Genomic DNA, 16,693 nt, shown 5'->3' with positions numbered 1-16,693 from the left:
TTTCCCAACCGTGAACCTGTTGCCCCAGACCTACCTGCTGGGCCTGGTCGGCCTGCTTGCCATCGTTGCGGTTGTGGTGGGCCGACAGTTTTTGCGTGTGCGTCGCGATGAAGCACGCCTGATTGAGCTCGAGAAATCCGACACGGCCTCGTCACGACAGGCCTCTGACCTCTATGAGCTCGGATCTGTCCAACTACGGAAGAGGCTGTATCCACAGGCGGCTGCCACCTTGAAGCAGGCGCTGAAACGCATGAGTGGTGAGCCGGATGAAGCCCGTGCGGTGATCGAAAACGCGCTCGGCTTTGCCTTGGCCGCACAAAAGGATTACTCCGGCGCCACCAAGCACTACAAGCTCGCCCTGAAGGCGAAAGCGGACTACCCCGTGGCGATCAACAACCTGGCTTTCGCCCAGGAAAAGCTTCTGAAGGATGCTGAAGCTATTTCCCTCTACGAGAAGACGCTTCAACTGGAACCCGACAACGCCACCGCAAAGAAAGGACTGAAAAAACTCAAGCGTCGGAACAGCTGAGTTCTTTCAAATGCCCTCAGAGCCCCAACAGATTGGAGTTACCAGAGTGGCTGAACCGGAGGTTCCTCCTGGCAGCTTGCGGTCATCGCCAAGCGTCCACCCACTCCAGTGCTGGGGTCGGCAACGTTGATCAATCGAGGCGCCTGCCAGCTGGTGGGACTGAACATTTGCAGGCCGAGGAAGACGCCACCGGGCTCAACCCCCGCGATCAGGGGATCCGCCAAAGGGATTAGATCCAGCTGATCCGACTTGGCATGGAGATTGCCTTGAACCGGAGTGGTGACGGAACCAAGGGTCATCGTGCCCCGGAGATCCACCATCTGGCCCATCGCCGTCATCTGGGTGATGTCCAACGTGACGTCGACGGTGGAGTTACCGTCAAAGGGCTCGAACGTGCCGCACCACTGGCGGGGCAGCGATACCGCCAGCTCTGCAGCGCGTGCGACTGGATCGAAGCTCTCAACCTCAAGTTCATTGAGCTCCAGAGGAACCGCCAACTGAATCGGATCCAGGGGCAACTGGGGATTGGTCTGGAACGGTACCTGGCTGCCAGCTGGGAGATCCATGGCAAGCAGGAACGGCATGGGGACGATGGATGATGAATGAACGGTAGGCCCTTTTGCTCAGACGCGTCATGGATTCGCCCTCCCTCAGCTCCGACCCCCTGACCATTGGTGGGCGTCAGTTCAACAGCCGCCTGTTCACGGGCACCGGCAAGTACCAATCCATGACATCGATGCAGCAGAGCATCGAGCGATCCGGCTGCGACATGGTCACAGTGGCTGTGCGTCGGGTACAGACCGTGGCGGCAGGCCATGAAGGCCTGATGGAAGCCATTGATTGGCAGCGGATCTGGATGCTGCCCAACACCGCCGGCTGCACCAATGCCGAGGAAGCGGTGCGTGTCGCCAGGCTTGGACGGGAGCTAGCCAAGCTGGCGGGACAGGAGAACAACACCTTCGTCAAGCTGGAGGTGATTCCTGACGCCCGGCACCTTCTGCCCGATCCGATCGGCACCCTTAACGCCGCCGAACGCCTGGTGAAAGAAGGGTTCACGGTGCTGCCCTACATCAATGCAGATCCTCTGCTGGCGAAACGGCTGGAAGACGTCGGCTGCGCCACCGTGATGCCTCTGGGCTCTCCGATTGGTTCCGGCCAGGGCCTCAACAACGCCGCCAACATCGCGCTGATCATCGAGAACGCGGGTGTCCCGGTGGTGGTGGATGCCGGCATTGGTGTACCCAGCGAAGCAGCACAGGCCCTGGAGATGGGCGCCGATGCCGTGCTGGTCAACAGCGCCATCGCCCTCGCAGGCAACCCCTCCGCCATGGCGGAGGCCATGGGTCAGGCGGTGAAGGCCGGCCGGACCGCCCACCTCTCCGGGCGCTTGCCACGGAAGGCTCAGGCCTCTGCCAGCTCACCGACCACGGGCCTGGTGCAGTCACCCCAATGAAGTGAAGAGACGTGAAGTGAGGTGAAGCCTGCTTCACAAAGGCAGGCAATGAGCATTTGGACTCATAAGGTCCGACCAGTCGCATTGGACCCATGTCGGTCACCACGGAAGACGGCGGTCGTCTCAACGCCTTCGCCAAAGAGCCACGCATGGAGGTGATGGACATCGACACCAGCCAGAGCCGCAACCGCAGCTCAATGATGATGCTGGTGAGCGGTGGATTGATTGTGGCCGCCATGGTGGCGGTGACCGTCGCCATCAGCTGAGACGGTTCACACTGAAAATCCCTGTAGTAGCTTGCCAAGACTGAGCATCACGCTCGTTCCAACAGGAGTTTGGGGTGAAAGTTCTCGTTCTCGGCGGTGACGGCTTCTGCGGCTGGCCCTGTGCGGTGAACCTGGCTGATCAGGGCCACGACGTGCTGATCGTGGACAACCTCAGCCGTCGCAAGATCGATATCGACCTTGAGGTTGAGTCGTTGACGCCGATCGTGAGCATCGGCGAGCGCCTCAAGGTCTGGGAGGAGACCGGTGGCAAACCGATGCGGTTTGTCCACATGGACATTGCCCATGAGTACCAGCGGTTGCTGGATCTGCTTCAGGACGAGCGCCCGGATTCCGTGGTCCACTTCGCGGAACAACGTGCCGCCCCCTATTCGATGAAGAGCAGCGCCACCAAGCGCTACACCGTCGATAACAACGTCAACGGAACCCACAACCTCCTGGCCGCCATCGTTGAAAGCGGTCAGGACATCCACGTGGTGCATCTGGGCACCATGGGCGTCTACGGCTACGGCTCCCACCGCGGAGCCACCATTCCAGAGGGCTACCTGAAGGTGGAAGTGCCTCAGCCCGACGGCAGCCGCTTCGAGGAGGAAATCCTCCACCCGGCAAGCCCCGGCAGCGTCTATCACATGACCAAGACGCTCGATCAGCTTCTCTTCCTCTACTACAACAAGAACGACAAGGTCCGCATCACCGACCTGCACCAGGGCATCGTCTGGGGAACCAACACCGATGCCACTGACCGCGACCCGCGGCTCACCAACCGCTTCGATTACGACGGCGATTACGGCACGGTGCTGAACCGCTTCCTGATGCAGGCCGCCATCGGCTACCCGCTCACCGTTCATGGGACCGGTGGCCAGACCCGCGCCTTCATCCACATCCGCGATTCCGTGCGCTGCGTCCAGCTGGCGCTGGAGAACCCTCCGGAACAAGGGGAGCGAGTCAAGATCTTCAACCAGATGACCGAAAGCCATCAGGTGGGTGAACTGGCCAAGAAGGTGGCCGCTCTCACCGGCGCTCAGGTGAACAACCTGGCCAACCCCCGCAACGAGGCCGTTGAAAACGATCTGATCGTGGACAACCGCTGCTTCATCGAGCTGGGCCTCAACCCCACCACCCTCGATGACGGCCTGCTGAAGGAAGTGGTAGAGATCGCCACCCGCTACGCCGACCGTTGCGACCGCAACCGCATTCTCTGCACCTCCGCCTGGACCAAAACCCAGGCCCAGGCCATCGGCACCGCGTCCTGATCGAGCTTCATCCTTGAAAGTCGCCTTCTTCACCGAAACCTTCCTGCCGAAGGTCGATGGCATCGTCACCCGTCTGACCAAGACGGTGAAACATCTGGTGGACGCCGGCGATGAGGTGGTGGTCTTCTGCCCGGAAGGCTGTCCGGAGGAGTACATGGGGGCACGCCTGATCGGGGTGCCGGCGATGCCGCTGCCGCTCTATCCCGAGCTCAAACTGGCCTTGCCTCGGCCGGCGGTGTCCGACGCCATCGATGCGTTTCAACCCGATCTAATCCACGTGGTGAACCCGGCGGTGCTGGGTTTAGGAGGCATCTGGCTCGCCAAGAACAAGGGCATTCCCCTGGTCGCCAGTTATCACACCCATCTACCCAAGTACCTCGAGCACTACGGCTTGGGAATGCTGGAGCCACTCCTGTGGGAGATGCTCAAGGCCGCCCACAACCAGGCCCTGCTGAATCTGTGCACCTCCACCGCCATGGTGAAGGAACTCAGCGACAAAGGCATTCAGCACACTGATCTGTGGCAGCGGGGTGTAGACACGGAGTTGTTCCGTCCCGAGCTGCGCAGCGCAGAGTTGCGCCAGCGGCTTCTCGGAGGCCATGACGACCGTGGTGCGCTGCTGCTCTATGTGGGCCGCCTCTCCGCGGAGAAGCAGATTGAACGGATCCGCCCCGTGCTGGAGGCCCTTCCCGATGCACGGCTGGCCCTGGTGGGCGATGGTCCCCACCGCCAACAACTGGAGAAGCACTTCGAGGGAACCGCCACCACCTTCGTCGGCTACCTCGCCGGGGAAGACCTGGCAGGGGCCTACGCCAGCGGCGATGCCTTCCTCTTCCCCTCCAGCACGGAGACGCTGGGGCTGGTGCTGCTGGAAGCCATGGCAGCCGGCTGTCCCGTGGTCGGCGCCAACCGTGGCGGCATCCCCGACATCATCACCGACGGGGTTAACGGCTGCCTCTATGAACCCGACGGCGCCGATGGTGGCGCTACAAGCCTGATCGAAGCCACCCGCTGCCTGCTGGGCAACGACCTGGAACGCCAAGCCCTGCGCAATGCTGCTCGCGCCGAAGCCGAGCGCTGGGGCTGGGCAGGCGCCACGGAACAACTACGGACCTACTACCGCACGGTGCTGTCAGCGCCTCAACTCACGGCCGCCTAGCGCTGCCGGGTCCGCTCCCACTCCGCCAGCACCTTCTTGGCCATCGGCAAAGCGTGGACCGACCCACCTCCAGGGGTGTTCTGGGCAAAGGCCACCACCACGATTTTTCCGTCGGGATAGGGGGCATAGCAGCCGAACCAGGCGTGATCAGGCCCTCCTGTGCTGTCTTCTGCCGTTCCGGTCTTGCCCGCCGCCACAGGAATGCCAGGGCCATTGAGGCCAGCACCGGTGCCGGCCTCCACCACTTTGCGCAGGCCCTCCCGGATCATCTGCAACGTTGATGGCTCCATCGGCACTTTGGTGCGGTGCTCCGGACTCATCCAGTCGATGTCACCAGCGGCGAGATGCGGCGTCACCAACCAACCGCCATTGGCGAACACCGCATAAGCGCGGGCCAACTGCAGGGGGGTGATCTGCACCACGGACTGACCGATGGAAGCACTGGCCATGTCCTCAGGGATCCAGGGCACCGTGCCGGGCTCCGCCCAACCCCGGCCACGATCGGCCCAGGGCTCATCTCCCACCAACCCGACACTTTCTTCCCAGCCGATCTCAATGCCGGTTTTCTGCTGAAACCCAAGCTGATCAGCAGCCTGCTTCAACGCCAGGGATCCAACCCCGACGCCCACCTGATAAAAAAACGTGTTACTCGAGTGGCGCAGGGCATCGGCATAACCGATGGTGCCGAAACCCTTGCCGTTGTGGTCCGGGAAGCAGTGGCCGCCGTAGGTGATGCAAGCCTTGGTCTGCAGCTTGGTGTCGGGCGGAAATTTGCCGGATTCCATGCCCGCCATCGCCGTCACAGGCTTCCAGGTGCTGCCGGGGTCATAGGGATTCATGGCCCGGGACAGCAACGGTTTCTTCGGATTGGAGAAGAGGGCGTCGTACTCCTTCTGGGTGGTGATCAGCTTGGAGAAGAAGTTCGGATCAAAACTGGGACGGCTGGCCAGAGCCAACACGGCACCAGTTGCGGCCTCCAGCGCCACAACTGCTCCACCGGGCTTGTCGGCCAGCGCCTGCTCCGCCACCCGCTGCAGATCCAGGTCGAGGGTGAGCACAAGATCCTTTCCTGCTTGAGACGGTCGGTCGCCCAGGTTGCGCTGCACCTCGCCCATGGCATTCACCTCGAGCATCTGGCCGCCCCACTTCCCACGCAGATGGCGCTCGTAGGCCGCCTCAACACCGGTACGACCAATGCGATCACGGATCTTGTAGCCCTTCTCCGCCAGCACTTCGAATTCACTTTCCGTGATCGGCTGGGTGTAGCCGAGGGCATGGGCCGCCAGGGTTCCGTTGGGATAGGAGCGCAGGATGTCGACATCCACCTGGGCGCCCCGCAACCCCAGGGCCTGTTCCCGGAAGCGCAGCACCTGTTCCGGCTTGAGATCGAGGGCCAACGTGGTGCGGTACCCATCCCGATCCAGGCCCTTCTGCCGGCGCTGGTCGAGCAGATCAGGCTTCAAATTCAGAAGCCGTGCCAAGCGATCACGCAGATCAGGCCAGTCGTCATCACTGACCAGGCGCGGCTCAAGGTACAGCGAGTAAGTGAGTTTGCTGGTGGCCAGCACCCGGCCTTTGCGATCAAGCAAACGACCGCGGATCGGCGAGCGGGGCACCAGACGGATGCGGTTTTCGTCCGCCAGTTCGCGAAAGCGCGACCCCTCCAGCAGCTGCATCCACACCAGGCGACTGACCATGGCGCTGCAGAACAACAACACCAACAACAGCAGAACAAGGGGTTGCTGACGCAGACCGGTCTGACGCTGCTGGGCAGAACGGGTCATTCCTGCTGCTGCGCTGGCAAACGGCGGCGCAACTCCTCGAGGCGTTCTTCAATCCGCCGCAGGGTCGGCAGCAGATCGTCGGGGCCGTTCTGTTCAACCGGTGTCGGTTCATCCACGGAGACCGAAACAGGCATCACCGGATTGCCCAGCCCGGGGCTCACAGCATCCAGCTGTTCCCGTACGTCACGGGCCACCGGCTCACCCTCCTGGCGGAGGTCTGCAATGGGGTCCTCAGACCCCGCCGTGAACACCTCCACCACCTTTCCGGGCCCCCCTTTCCGGGCCCGCTCCAGCACGGCCAGCCCCACTGGGAGCACGTCTTGCATCAGGGACAGACGCAACTGGTCGAGCGGATTATCCGAGTTGGAATCAGCGGCCATGGGGCCAGATCAACGGACCCCAGTCTGTCCTGAAGGAAGCGCCAATGTCGGACAAGCGGAACGGTCTGTCGCCAGGGACCAGCCCATCACCCCGCTGAGCACCATCAGCATCACCACAGGCACCAGGGCTTTCTGGGTGGTGTCCAGCAGGATCCACTCGCGCCAGGCACGCCAGAAGCGGCTGCGCTCAAAGCGCCGATGCTCACGGGACTCATCCCGCTGACGCCTACGGATGGCCTTGTCCACCCAACGCTCAAAGGCCCGCTTCTTGGTGATCGTCATCTTGCGTTCCACCTCGAGCATCTGCCCGGAGCCCAGCTCGGGATGGAAGGTGCTGATCAGCTCCAGACTCTTGAGGAACATCTCCACAGCGCCATCGTGGACAGCGGTGGCGTGATCATCCAGCTGGCCCCAGTCGAGTTCGGGGTAAAACCGGCTGCGATTAGCCGTGATCTGATCCTCCGTCAGCTGACCGGGCTCCCGCAGCCAGCGATCGGTGTTGCTGTCGAACCGCCGCCAGTAAAGAAAGGGGTTCAGATAGATCGTGCGTCCACCCAGCTGAATGCTGTCCTGCTGCAACCGGCGCTGCAGCTGAACATCCTGCTGTTGTGTCGCCGTCATATCCCAAAGGCCGGTGGCCCAAGGTATCGGTGATGCAGTGCCGTCGCCAGCCGTGGATCAGCCTGGATTTAGGACTAATCCCACCCAGGCATGGAATACCTTTCAACAAAGCCGACACCCCTTACTCCAAAAAAATCGATAGGCCCCTCTTGCTTATGCATCAAAGCGTCAACGCCGAATACACAAAAAATGCAAAATAAGGCATTTTTCGGAGCCCTGAAAGTGACACCCAGGACACTATTTAGAACTCATTAAAGGCAATTTTAAATCATTTAGTAAAGCAGTAATTTAAGGCTTAATCCTTCAGAATCAGCGACAGTTCTGTTAGAAAATTCTCAAAATGCTGTTTTATCCAAAAGAAATCGCGACATAAAACTCGTCAAAATTAGGGTATACCTTTAATTCATTAATGTTTGGAATGAAATCGAAAGCGGCCAGCTGACTTAAAATCTTTCTAATGCTATCTGGAGTGAACTGCCAACAGTGAACATCAACATATTCATTACTAGAAAATTCGCCAAAAGCTGATTCGATCCGCTTTCTCATAGAAGGCTGCAGGGAATCAAAAGGATTTACCCCATCCTGATAAGTATGCGAGGTAAAGACACGGTGCTCAAGAATAGACTTAAAAGACGGCTTTTCATACTCCAAATAATGTGCGGTAATTACGTCAACTATCGTTGACTCTGATATAAAGAAGTCAAAACAACGATATTTGTGCGGCACCGAAAAGAAGTACCAACCACCAGGACTCAAAATGGATGTTATTTTAAGTAAATGAGCAATCAAATCGGGCTGATGCTCGACACAGTGGTGCGAAACTACAGCATCGTACAGAACATCTATTTGATCATAACCATCAGACAAAATCCATTTAATTTCGGGAACATTCTGGGGATTTCTTCCAACATCACTTGCTCTAGCAATTAATTCATCACGACTCAAAAAATCAGCGTAATGTATTACAACTGATTCTTCAGAATCAGCAATAAAATCGAGAGTTGGATTATCAAATACGCCGATTTCAAGCAGATTTTTTTTGCCCTGCAGAAGACTCAAAAAATCTCTCTTACTGGAGATAGAAGTTGAAACCCTATTTTCTTTTTTCCCGTAACTATGATAATGTTTGATTAATTCTTCGTCCGAAAAACTCTCGAGATCAGCGCTATTGGCTCTGTAAGCAGAAGCGGAAAACTGATCAGAAGGAAAACAACTTTCCACAGCTTTTCAGCAAGACAAGTAATCTATTATGAATAATAACCTATTTTATCTCTATCCATAGTTTGAAGCTAACTATTCCCACTCGATCGTGCCGGGGGGCTTGCTGGTGATGTCGAGCACCACCCGGTTCACCCCCTTCACCTCATTCACGATCCGATTGGAAATGGTTTCCATCAGGTCGTAGGGGAGGCGGGACCAATCGGCGGTCATGCCGTCCTCACTGGACACGCAACGCAGAACGATCGGCCAGGCATAGGTGCGCTTGTCGCCCATCACCCCAACGGAACGCACCGGCAGCAGCACCGCAAAGGCCTGCCAGATGTCGTGATACAGCCCTGCCTCCTTGATTTCCTGGCGAACAATCAAGTCGGCATCACGCAGACAATCCAGCTTTTCGTCGGTGACTTCACCCAGGATCCGGATGGCTAGACCAGGCCCCGGGAAGGGATGGCGGCGCACAATTTCCTCGGGCAGACCGAGGCTGCGGCCCACCTTGCGCACTTCATCCTTGAACAGCTTGCGCAGGGGCTCCACCAGCTTGAACTGAAGATCCTTGGGCAGGCCGCCCACGTTGTGGTGGCTCTTGATCTTCACGGCAACCCGTTCACCCGTCTTGGGATCAACGTTGGTGCCGGCACTTTCAATCACATCGGGGTAAAGCGTTCCCTGGGCCAGGTAATCAAAGGGTCCGAGGCGCTTGCTCTCCTCTTCGAACACCCGGATGAACTCGGTGCCGATGATCTTGCGCTTCTCCTCCGGATCGGTGATTCCCTTCAGCTTGCCGATGAACCGCTGGCGCGCATTGATGTACTCCACATGGATGTTGAACTTCCGATCGAAGAAGTCCATGAGGAATTCGGGCTCACCCTTCCGCATGAAGCCCTGATCGATGAACATGCAGGTGAGCTGATCACCGATCGCCTTCTTCAGCAGAAAGGCGAGAGTGGATGAATCCACACCGCCGGAGAGGGCCAGCAGGACGCGTTTGTCGCCCACCTGCTCCCGAACCAGGGCAACGGCTTCATCGATGAATGCCGCGGTGGTCCAATCCGGATCACAACCGCAAACGTGATAAACGAAATTGCGGATCAGGGCCATGCCGCAGGTGGAATGCACCACCTCGGGGTGGAACTGCACGCCGTAGAGCTTGCGTTGCAGGTGCGCCACCGCCGCTTCCGGGGTGTTGGCGGTGTGGGCCAAGCGCACAAACCCCTCGGGGAGGGCCTTCACCGAGTCGCCATGGCTCATCCACATCGTCGAGCCGTTGTCGACGTTGGTGAGCAGGTCCGTTGGGTCATCCACTTCCAGGGGAGCCTTGCCGTATTCGGCCTTGCCCGTGGCGGCTTCCACAACGCCCCCAAGCTGCTGCACCATCAGCTGCATCCCGTAGCAAACCCCCAGCACGGGTATGCCCAGATCCCAGATGCCGGGATCGCAGAGCGGCGCATGTTCGGCATACACGGAACTGGGGCCACCGCTGAGGATGATTCCCTTCGGGGCCATACGTCGCAGCTCCTCGGCCGAAGTGCTGTAACCGAGCACCACCGAGAACACCTCGGTCTCGCGCACGCGTCGGGCAATCAGTTCCGAATACTGGGAACCGAAATCAAGAATGACGATGGCCGGCTGACGCTGAGTGTCGGACGAGGGCTGGGACATCGATCCTGGGAGGTACCGCTCGCAGACGAGCGTCAATCCCTCAATGTAAAGAAGCGCTTCTCCGCCTCCGGTCCCCACCAGCGCAGGGTGCGGCTCCGGTCGAACAGGGCAGCACTAATCCGCATCGACCAGGCGCCGTAGCGATCCACATAGGACTGGCTGCGCCGCTCCACCATCGCCGCCAGATGCTGCCCGAGTGCCCTGGCTTGATCGGCATCCAGCGCCTGAAAGGCCTCCTCAACCGAGGCAGCGCCGCGACATTGCAGCAATTCAGCCGTCGACAGGCCGGCATCCAGCCCTAGCGCCACCAGCACCTCCAAACGGCCATCGGCCAGGTGGTGATGGGTGTGAAAGATGCCGCCGGCCAACTTGATCAATTTGCCGTGGTAACCGAGCAGCAGCAGGTCACGGACACCAGCCTCCGCCGCGGCCACCAGCACCGGTCCGACCCAGTTCCCCACCTTGAGCACAGGCCCCAAACCTTTCTGACGGGCCAGATCCAAGCCGTTCTCACCGATCACCAGAACGAGGCGTCCCTGAAACGCTGGATCCGCAGCGCGTGCCTCCAGCTCGGCAAGCACCTCCTGCAGCTGATCCGGCGCTGCGCTGCGCTGCACCTCCGCCTGGGTGCCAATCAAGGCCAGACCAGCAACGACGCCGAAGGCGGCGTTGCTGGTGCGTTGGGCCAGGGAGCGGCCCCGCGGAAGAATTGGCTGCACCATCAGGCCCCGACCGGGTGGCAGCAGGGGAAGCAAATTGCGCTCCAGCAGCTCACGGGCGAAACCGGAGAGACAGATGTCTCCCTCGGGACCGAACCGGCCCACACCTTCTCCGGGCTGCAGCTCAAGCAACGGCTGGGATGCCGCGATCCAGGCCACCCGCACCCAGACCTCAAGATCCCTCGTCAGATCAAGGCCAGGCCCTGGATCACAGCGGCTGATGCCCAGGGCCTCCCCTGGGGCGAGAGGAGCCGCTGAGCAGACAGGCACCTGCAAAGAGGGTCGATCCGATCCCTGATTCAACTGCTGCTCAGCGTTGAACGGCTCATCAAGCAACACATGCAGGGCTGCCTTCGCCGCCGCCGCCACCCACACCGGCAGGGTCAATCCAGGGATAGAGGGAGCGATGGAACCAGACAAGCTGTTTTCTAGAGTCGCCGATTGGCATCCCCCGCGCCATGCAGGACAAGCTCACCCTGATGATTCCGGGCCCCACCCCGGTGCCGGAAACGGTGCTGAAGGCCATGGGTCGTCACCCCATTGGCCACCGCAGCGGGGAGTTCCAGGCCATCGTGCGGCGCACCACCGAACAGCTCAAGTGGTTGCACCAGACGACGAGCGACGTGCTGGTGATCACCGGCAGCGGCACCGCCGCCATGGAGGCGGGAATCATCAACACCCTCAGCCGCGGCGACAAGGTGCTCTGCGGTGACAACGGCAAATTCGGCGAACGCTGGGTCAAGGTGGCCCGCGCTTACGGACTGGATGTTGAGGTGATCAAGGCGGAGTGGGGCCAGCCCCTCGATCCGGAGGCCTTCCGCTCGGCATTGGAAGCCGACAGCGCCAAAGCGATCAAGGCCGTGATCCTCACCCACTCGGAAACCTCGACAGGGGTGATCAATGACCTGGAGAGCATTGCCCGTCACGTGAAGGCCCACGGCACGGCGCTGACCCTGGCGGACTGCGTCACCAGCCTGGGTGCCACCAATGTGCCCATGGACGCCTGGGGACTGGATGTGGTGGCTTCAGGCGCACAAAAGGGCTACATGCTTCCGCCGGGCCTCAGTTTTGTGGCCATGAGCGCACGGGCCTGGGAGGCCTACGAGCGCTCCGATCTGCCCAAGTTTTATCTGGATCTGGGCCCCTACCGGAAAACAGCGGCGAAGGACAGCAACCCCTTCACACCGGCCGTGAACCTCTACTTCGGCCTGGAAGCTGCTCTGGACATGATGCAGAAGGAAGGCCTGGAGGAGATTTTTGCCCGCCACGCCCGCCATCGCGCCGCCGCCCAGGCAGGCATGAAGGCCATGGGCTTGCCCCTGTTTGCCGCCGAGGGTTGCGGCAGCCCGGCCATCACCGCGGTGGCTCCCGAAGGCATCGACGCCGAACAGCTACGCAAGGCCGTGAAGGAGAAATTCGACATTCTTTTGGCTGGAGGACAAGACCATCTGAAAGGTCAGGTGTTCCGTGTCGGCCATCTGGGCTATGTCTGCGACCGGGATGTTCTGACCGCAGTCGCTGCGATTGAGGCCACCCTTCAGTCCCTCGGCCTGCACAAAGGCAGCATGGGAGCAGGTGTCGCTGCAGCCTCGGCTGCTCTGGGCTAAAACACAGGTGGCGAGAGCGATCTCGCCACTTTGCGGGTGTAATTCAGTGGTAGAATGTCAGCTTCCCAAGCTGAACGTCGCCGGTTCGAGTCCGGTCACCCGCTTGAACAAATTTCAGGATTTCATCAAGAACGAGACTTGACGAGCTGAAGAACCTGAGGTCCGGCAGAACCAGCACGTCGCTCGTGCCACAAGGCCTGCAAGATCAACGAACCCGCTTCATTGATCCGGCCATCCTCTGCACATTGACGAGCACTTGCAAACAAGGCTTGGGCTGCAGTTTCGTGATCCTGACGTTGTTGAGCAGCCGTCTCAGATTGTTTTGTCGTCGTAAGCGTCAGGGCCAACGTTCGAATCCCTTTATCAACAAAACCATAGCTCTAATTGATATTTAAACCATCTCAGACGCGAAACTCCGAGCTGCTGAACAACAACCGTTTGATTGCTTGAAGTCAGCTCAGGTGCCTGGTTCTTCAGCGTTGCCACCCAGATCGGCAATCCGGTCCCGCAACTGAGAGCAGCGGCGTTGATCGCCTTTGGCTTCAGCAAGAGCAAGCGCAAACTCCAGCTTCTCGAGCTGATGCCCCCCTTCAAGAAAACCTGACCGGGTCCAGATGGTCATGCCATGCAAGGTGCGAGAAGCACAAGCATTGGAGGCAGGGATGGTGATCGCCATAGTTGCCTTTCTTTTTATTTTGGCACCGGGCGCCACCCCTACGCGACATCGCAGCTCGCTTCCGTTTCGGCCTCCTGACCCCAGGAATCGTGCTGAGAGGAGTCTTCAGCCATTTCAGGCTCTGTGATCGGAGCTGTGCTGTCCAAAAGCTCACGCGTTTCCCGCAACAGAGCTTCAACGCCCTCCAGGGTGGAAATCTCTTCGTTGGGGACAGCATTCAGATCCTTCTGCTGCTGGCGCATTTGGAGCTCAAGCGCTTCCTGACGCTGTTCCAGTTTCACCAAGCGCTGCGATAGAGCCGTGATGGTTTGCGCGAGATCTTCCGCAGTGCGGGTGATCCGAAAGGACACGGAGGACGTCATCACCGAAAAGCTGGTGGTTGCGCTGATGACAACACAGGAACGCCGCTGTCTCAAGATCAAGCAGACATGACGCGATCGAGACAGATGCCTTCCTTGGCGACGCTGGCGCTCTACCTGTTGGCGGGAACCGCCATCGGACTACTGGCTCTGTTCAGCGGCATTCCCGCCGCACCTCTTGCTGGAGCTCTACTGGGTGCTGGCATCGTCAGCATGAGTGGCCAGTTGGAACCAGCAACCTGGCCACAGGGAACGCGCACGGTGCTTGAGATCAGCATCGGCACTGTGATTGGAACCGGCCTGACGCGAGCATCATTGGAGCAGCTGCAACTCCTCTGGAAGCCAGCGATTCTGATCACCCTGGCACTGGTGCTGACAGGACTGGTCGTCGGCCTCTGGACCAGCCGACTGCTCGGCATCGACCCCATCGTGGCCTTGCTTGGTGCTGCCCCAGGGGGAATCAGCGGCATGAGCCTCGTCGGTGCCGAATTCGGTGTTGGTGCCGCGGTGGCCGCCCTCCATGCCGTGCGGCTAATCACCGTGCTGCTGGTGCTGCCGTTGGTGGTACGACTGATCGTGCCCTCGACAGCCGGAAGCTGATCGATACCTTGGGGCCACTCCACAACTGACATCATGGGTCCCATCAGGTCATCGCTGGTTCTCTCCGCCGCGGCCCTGATCGGCGCTTTCAGCAGTGTTACGCCAGCCCTGCAAGCGGCCGAACCCACTGAAGACAAGGGAGCCAAGATCTATTGCTATATGCGATCCAGCGGCAACGACCACAAGGTGAGCTGGAATGCCGCCTACGCCGTGATCAAACGCCAGGGCAGGAGCATGTTCAAAACATCCCCGGAACATGCCTCGGTGATGATTACGGAAGCCGTCGTCAACGACCCCGGCAATTTCCGCGACTGTGGCCAGTTCCTTGGTGATCTGTTCGGCGGAAACACCCAACCAGCCACAGCTGCCACCCTTGGAAAGTCCACAACCATCACCGAAAGCACCATCGAAAGCACTGACGACACCACGCGTTACAGCTACTGAGATCCCAAAGCTTCTGGGGCGAACTCTCCTGGCTGCCGTGTTGATGGCTGGCTGCCAAAGCAAGCAGCCCCCGACACCTGCCAACACGTCAACGCCACTCGTCTCCAGTTGCCTCGGCGACTTCCGGATGCGTGACCTGGAGCTGATGTTTGAACGCTGCGATGAGGCCATCGAGCAGACGCCGAATCAGGCCGATCTGCACCGTGACCGAGCCCTTGTCCTAACCCTGCGCGGCGATCAAGCCAAAGCCTGTGAGGACGTCGAGGTGGCACTTTCGTTGCTGAAGCAGTCGAAACAACCCGTCGACCCGATGCTGCAGCACGAACTCCAGGTTCGTCAGAGCACCTGCAAACAATCCCGCACCATGGCGGAGAGTGACTGACGTTGCAGCGACAAGCGCCGGGGGCCCAGCAACACCTCGATCCGTTCCGCCTTGCTCGCCAACAAACCATCCACCAGCTGATCCGCTGCGCCGAGCTGCAGCCAATGGCAGGTCAGACCATCCCCCATGCCCAGACGATGACAGCGATCTTCAGCTTGGTCGAGGTCACCTGGCGTCCAGGGGCGTTCCAGCAAGACCACATGACGGGCCCGGTGCAGGGTGAAGCCAAGGGCACCAGTGCCGAAGGTGGCCAGCAGACAATCGTTCTGACCCTGCTGAAACCGATCCACACTCTCCTGACGTTCAGCTGGGCGCTGGCGACCGGTTAACAACTCGCCGCCGAGGGTGTGCTGCAACAAGTGCAATGGGGCCACAAAGCCACTGAACAGCACCACCGCCTCGCCTTGCCGGCGCAGTGACTCCACCAGCTGCTGGGCCGCCGGCAATTTGAATTCCGCAGCGATCTGACGCATGGAGGTGAGCAGAGCCAGGTGCTCAGCATCCCGTCGCACCTCTCCGAGACGGGCCCGACGCCGGTAGTCATCCAGCACCAGCTCGACACGATGGTCAAAACCTGTGAGCTCAGCCTCCGACAGCGTCACGGGGTGTAGACGTCGCCGCTTGGGGGGTAGATCCACCACCTGCTGCTTGCGGCGATGCAGGATCAACGGTCGACTCAAGCGCCGGAGCTCCTCCAACTGACTCGCTCCGGAAGCCTGCCAGCGTTTGCCGGTTCGACCCTCCCGCCAGTGCCCCTGGCAGTAGCGCTCCTCGAACTGGCGTTGATCCCGCGCAATCGGATGGTCCATGGCCGCAAGCAGGGGATACAGCTGAGACGGGCGACCGTTCTTCATTGGGGTTCCCGTGAGCATCCAGATCGCCCGCAGGCGGGGATGACGGGCCAGACGCAGCAAGGCAGCCGTGCGCTGCGCCTGAAGCGACTGGGCGTAATGCGCTTCATCCACCACCAGAAGCGTTCCCGCAGGCGGCAGGGTGTCGGGCAGGCGAGCCCAGCTGACCAACTCCAGCTCAACGCCAAGGGCCTCTGATTCCCGGCGCCAGTGAGGGTGCAGACCGACGGGAGCCACCACCAGCAACCGCACCTCAGCGCAGCGCATCAGGGCACGGGCCGCCAAGAGGGCTGTGAGGGTCTTCCCCAGCCCCATCTCATCGGCCAGAACGGCGCCGCGACGGGCCAGAAGCCAACGGACCCCGGAACGTTGATGGCGCAGAGGCCGGCGACCATCCTGCAGAGCTTCGTCGAGATCTGCTGCGGCCACAAGGGTCCGATGCGGTGGTAGCGGTGGCAGGGGGTGGTGGCACCAATCAAGCCACTGCTGCAAAGCAGCGGTGACAGGAAAACGACGCCCGAGGGTCTGCTGAAGCGCACCGGCGGCGGCCAAGGGGAAATCCCAGCCATGGCCGGGGCCGATCCAACGCCCCCTGGGCTTGATCCGACGCAACTGGGACTGGGTCACCGCGTCAAACGGGCTGACCACCCGGATCAGTCCTGCTGGAGAGAGATCCAGGCAACAGGTCAATGTGGGTTTTGACGGCACCAAC

20 protein-coding genes and 1 tRNA gene are annotated in these 16,693 nt (G+C 60.3%); 10 read left to right on the top strand and 11 right to left on the bottom strand.

The window, feature by feature from the left end; translation table 11 throughout:
* Positions 1 to 10: 10 nt before the first annotated feature.
* Positions 11 to 529 carry a hypothetical protein gene (locus tag SynA1562_RS00290; RefSeq protein WP_186494221.1) on the top strand — a complete coding sequence of 173 codons (519 nt, stop codon included), beginning with the start codon at positions 11 to 13 and terminating at the stop codon, positions 527 to 529.
* 38 nt (positions 530 to 567) lie between these two features.
* On the opposite strand, the gene SynA1562_RS00285 is transcribed toward SynA1562_RS00290, so the two are convergent.
* Entirely contained in the window at positions 568 to 1,113 is a 546-nt protein-coding gene (locus SynA1562_RS00285; RefSeq protein ID WP_186494220.1) for a hypothetical protein, read from the bottom strand.
* Between the two features lie 50 nt (positions 1,114 to 1,163).
* On the opposite strand from SynA1562_RS00285, the gene SynA1562_RS00280 reads away from it, so the two are divergent.
* The 4 genes from SynA1562_RS00280 (at position 1,164) to SynA1562_RS00265 (ending at position 4,678) form a co-directional block, all read left to right on the top strand.
* Entirely contained in the window at positions 1,164 to 1,982 is an 819-nt protein-coding gene (locus SynA1562_RS00280) for a thiazole synthase (RefSeq protein ID WP_186494219.1), read from the top strand.
* 92 nt (positions 1,983 to 2,074) lie between these two features.
* Entirely contained in the window at positions 2,075 to 2,248 is a 174-nt protein-coding gene (gene psb34 / locus SynA1562_RS00275) for a photosystem II assembly protein Psb34 (RefSeq protein WP_186494218.1), read from the top strand.
* A 74-nt stretch (positions 2,249 to 2,322) separates the two neighbouring features.
* Complete coding sequence (locus tag SynA1562_RS00270) at positions 2,323 to 3,519, top strand: NAD-dependent epimerase/dehydratase family protein (protein WP_186494217.1); 1,197 nt, start codon at positions 2,323 to 2,325, stop codon at positions 3,517 to 3,519.
* A gap of 13 nt (positions 3,520 to 3,532) precedes the next feature.
* Positions 3,533 to 4,678 carry a glycosyltransferase family 1 protein gene (locus SynA1562_RS00265; RefSeq protein ID WP_186494216.1) on the top strand — a complete coding sequence of 382 codons (1,146 nt, stop codon included), beginning with the start codon at positions 3,533 to 3,535 and terminating at the stop codon, positions 4,676 to 4,678.
* Here SynA1562_RS00265 and mrdA read toward each other — a convergent pair.
* The 6 genes from mrdA to cbiD form a co-directional block, all read right to left on the bottom strand.
* Positions 4,675 to 6,462 carry a penicillin-binding protein 2 gene (gene mrdA / locus SynA1562_RS00260; RefSeq protein ID WP_186494215.1) on the bottom strand — a complete coding sequence of 596 codons (1,788 nt, stop codon included), beginning with the start codon at positions 6,460 to 6,462 and terminating at the stop codon, positions 4,675 to 4,677. The genes SynA1562_RS00265 and mrdA overlap by 4 nt on opposite strands.
* Positions 6,459 to 6,842 (bottom strand): hypothetical protein, encoded by a 384-nt coding sequence (locus SynA1562_RS00255; RefSeq protein ID WP_186494214.1) that lies wholly within the window; start codon positions 6,840 to 6,842, stop codon positions 6,459 to 6,461. Before SynA1562_RS00255 ends, mrdA begins: the two co-directional genes overlap by 4 nt.
* A gap of 9 nt (positions 6,843 to 6,851) precedes the next feature.
* Entirely contained in the window at positions 6,852 to 7,463 is a 612-nt protein-coding gene (locus SynA1562_RS00250; RefSeq protein ID WP_186494213.1) for a hypothetical protein, read from the bottom strand.
* A gap of 348 nt (positions 7,464 to 7,811) precedes the next feature.
* Positions 7,812 to 8,684, bottom strand: coding sequence for a class I SAM-dependent methyltransferase (locus SynA1562_RS00245; RefSeq protein ID WP_186494212.1), 873 nt, complete (start codon positions 8,682 to 8,684; stop codon positions 7,812 to 7,814).
* Positions 8,685 to 8,756: 72 nt separating this feature from the next.
* Positions 8,757 to 10,343 (bottom strand): glutamine-hydrolyzing GMP synthase, encoded by a 1,587-nt coding sequence (gene guaA / locus SynA1562_RS00240; RefSeq protein WP_186494211.1) that lies wholly within the window; start codon positions 10,341 to 10,343, stop codon positions 8,757 to 8,759.
* A gap of 32 nt (positions 10,344 to 10,375) precedes the next feature.
* On the bottom strand, positions 10,376 to 11,482 hold the full coding sequence (gene cbiD, locus SynA1562_RS00235) for a cobalt-precorrin-5B (C(1))-methyltransferase CbiD (protein WP_186494210.1): 1,107 nt from the start codon (positions 11,480 to 11,482) through the stop codon (positions 10,376 to 10,378).
* A gap of 38 nt (positions 11,483 to 11,520) precedes the next feature.
* Here cbiD and SynA1562_RS00230 point away from each other — a divergent pair, with 38 nt between their 5' ends.
* Both SynA1562_RS00230 and SynA1562_RS00225 read left to right on the top strand, forming a co-directional pair.
* Complete coding sequence (locus SynA1562_RS00230) at positions 11,521 to 12,669, top strand: alanine--glyoxylate aminotransferase family protein (protein WP_186494209.1); 1,149 nt, start codon at positions 11,521 to 11,523, stop codon at positions 12,667 to 12,669.
* 32 nt (positions 12,670 to 12,701) lie between these two features.
* A tRNA-Gly gene (locus tag SynA1562_RS00225) sits at positions 12,702 to 12,773 on the top strand.
* A 21-nt stretch (positions 12,774 to 12,794) separates the two neighbouring features.
* On the opposite strand, the gene SynA1562_RS12945 is transcribed toward SynA1562_RS00225, so the two are convergent.
* From SynA1562_RS12945 to SynA1562_RS00215, 3 genes are all read right to left on the bottom strand, one after another.
* Positions 12,795 to 13,010, bottom strand: a complete 216-nt coding sequence (locus SynA1562_RS12945) for a hypothetical protein (protein WP_255445802.1) — start codon at positions 13,008 to 13,010, stop codon at positions 12,795 to 12,797.
* Positions 13,011 to 13,126: 116 nt separating this feature from the next.
* Positions 13,127 to 13,345, bottom strand: a complete 219-nt coding sequence (locus tag SynA1562_RS00220) for a hypothetical protein (RefSeq protein ID WP_011363083.1) — start codon at positions 13,343 to 13,345, stop codon at positions 13,127 to 13,129.
* A 38-nt stretch (positions 13,346 to 13,383) separates the two neighbouring features.
* Positions 13,384 to 13,707 (bottom strand): chemotaxis protein, encoded by a 324-nt coding sequence (locus SynA1562_RS00215; RefSeq protein WP_186494208.1) that lies wholly within the window; start codon positions 13,705 to 13,707, stop codon positions 13,384 to 13,386.
* Between the two features lie 84 nt (positions 13,708 to 13,791).
* Here SynA1562_RS00215 and SynA1562_RS00210 point away from each other — a divergent pair, with 84 nt between their 5' ends.
* Genes SynA1562_RS00210 through SynA1562_RS00200 form a run of 3 tightly spaced genes read left to right on the top strand, consistent with a single transcriptional unit; the run spans position 13,792 to position 15,130 of the window.
* Positions 13,792 to 14,304: an AbrB family transcriptional regulator gene (locus SynA1562_RS00210; protein WP_186494207.1), complete on the top strand. Its 513-nt coding sequence runs from the start codon at positions 13,792 to 13,794 to the stop codon at positions 14,302 to 14,304.
* A gap of 33 nt (positions 14,305 to 14,337) precedes the next feature.
* Complete coding sequence (locus SynA1562_RS00205; protein WP_186494206.1) at positions 14,338 to 14,748, top strand: DUF6554 family protein; 411 nt, start codon at positions 14,338 to 14,340, stop codon at positions 14,746 to 14,748.
* Positions 14,749 to 14,791: 43 nt separating this feature from the next.
* Positions 14,792 to 15,130, top strand: a complete 339-nt coding sequence (locus SynA1562_RS00200; RefSeq protein ID WP_186494205.1) for a hypothetical protein — start codon at positions 14,792 to 14,794, stop codon at positions 15,128 to 15,130.
* On the opposite strand, the gene SynA1562_RS00195 is transcribed toward SynA1562_RS00200, so the two are convergent.
* Positions 15,085 to 16,635, bottom strand: a complete 1,551-nt coding sequence (locus SynA1562_RS00195) for a DEAD/DEAH box helicase (protein ID WP_255445801.1) — start codon at positions 16,633 to 16,635, stop codon at positions 15,085 to 15,087. The genes SynA1562_RS00200 and SynA1562_RS00195 overlap by 46 nt on opposite strands.
* Positions 16,636 to 16,693: the final 58 nt, after the last annotated feature.

Source organism: Synechococcus sp. A15-62 (genome assembly GCF_014280075.1).
Lineage (GTDB): Bacteria > Cyanobacteriota > Cyanobacteriia > PCC-6307 > Cyanobiaceae > Parasynechococcus.
The sequence above is the reverse complement of the archived record's forward strand: the minus strand, read 5'-3'. Positions and strand labels throughout refer to the sequence as shown.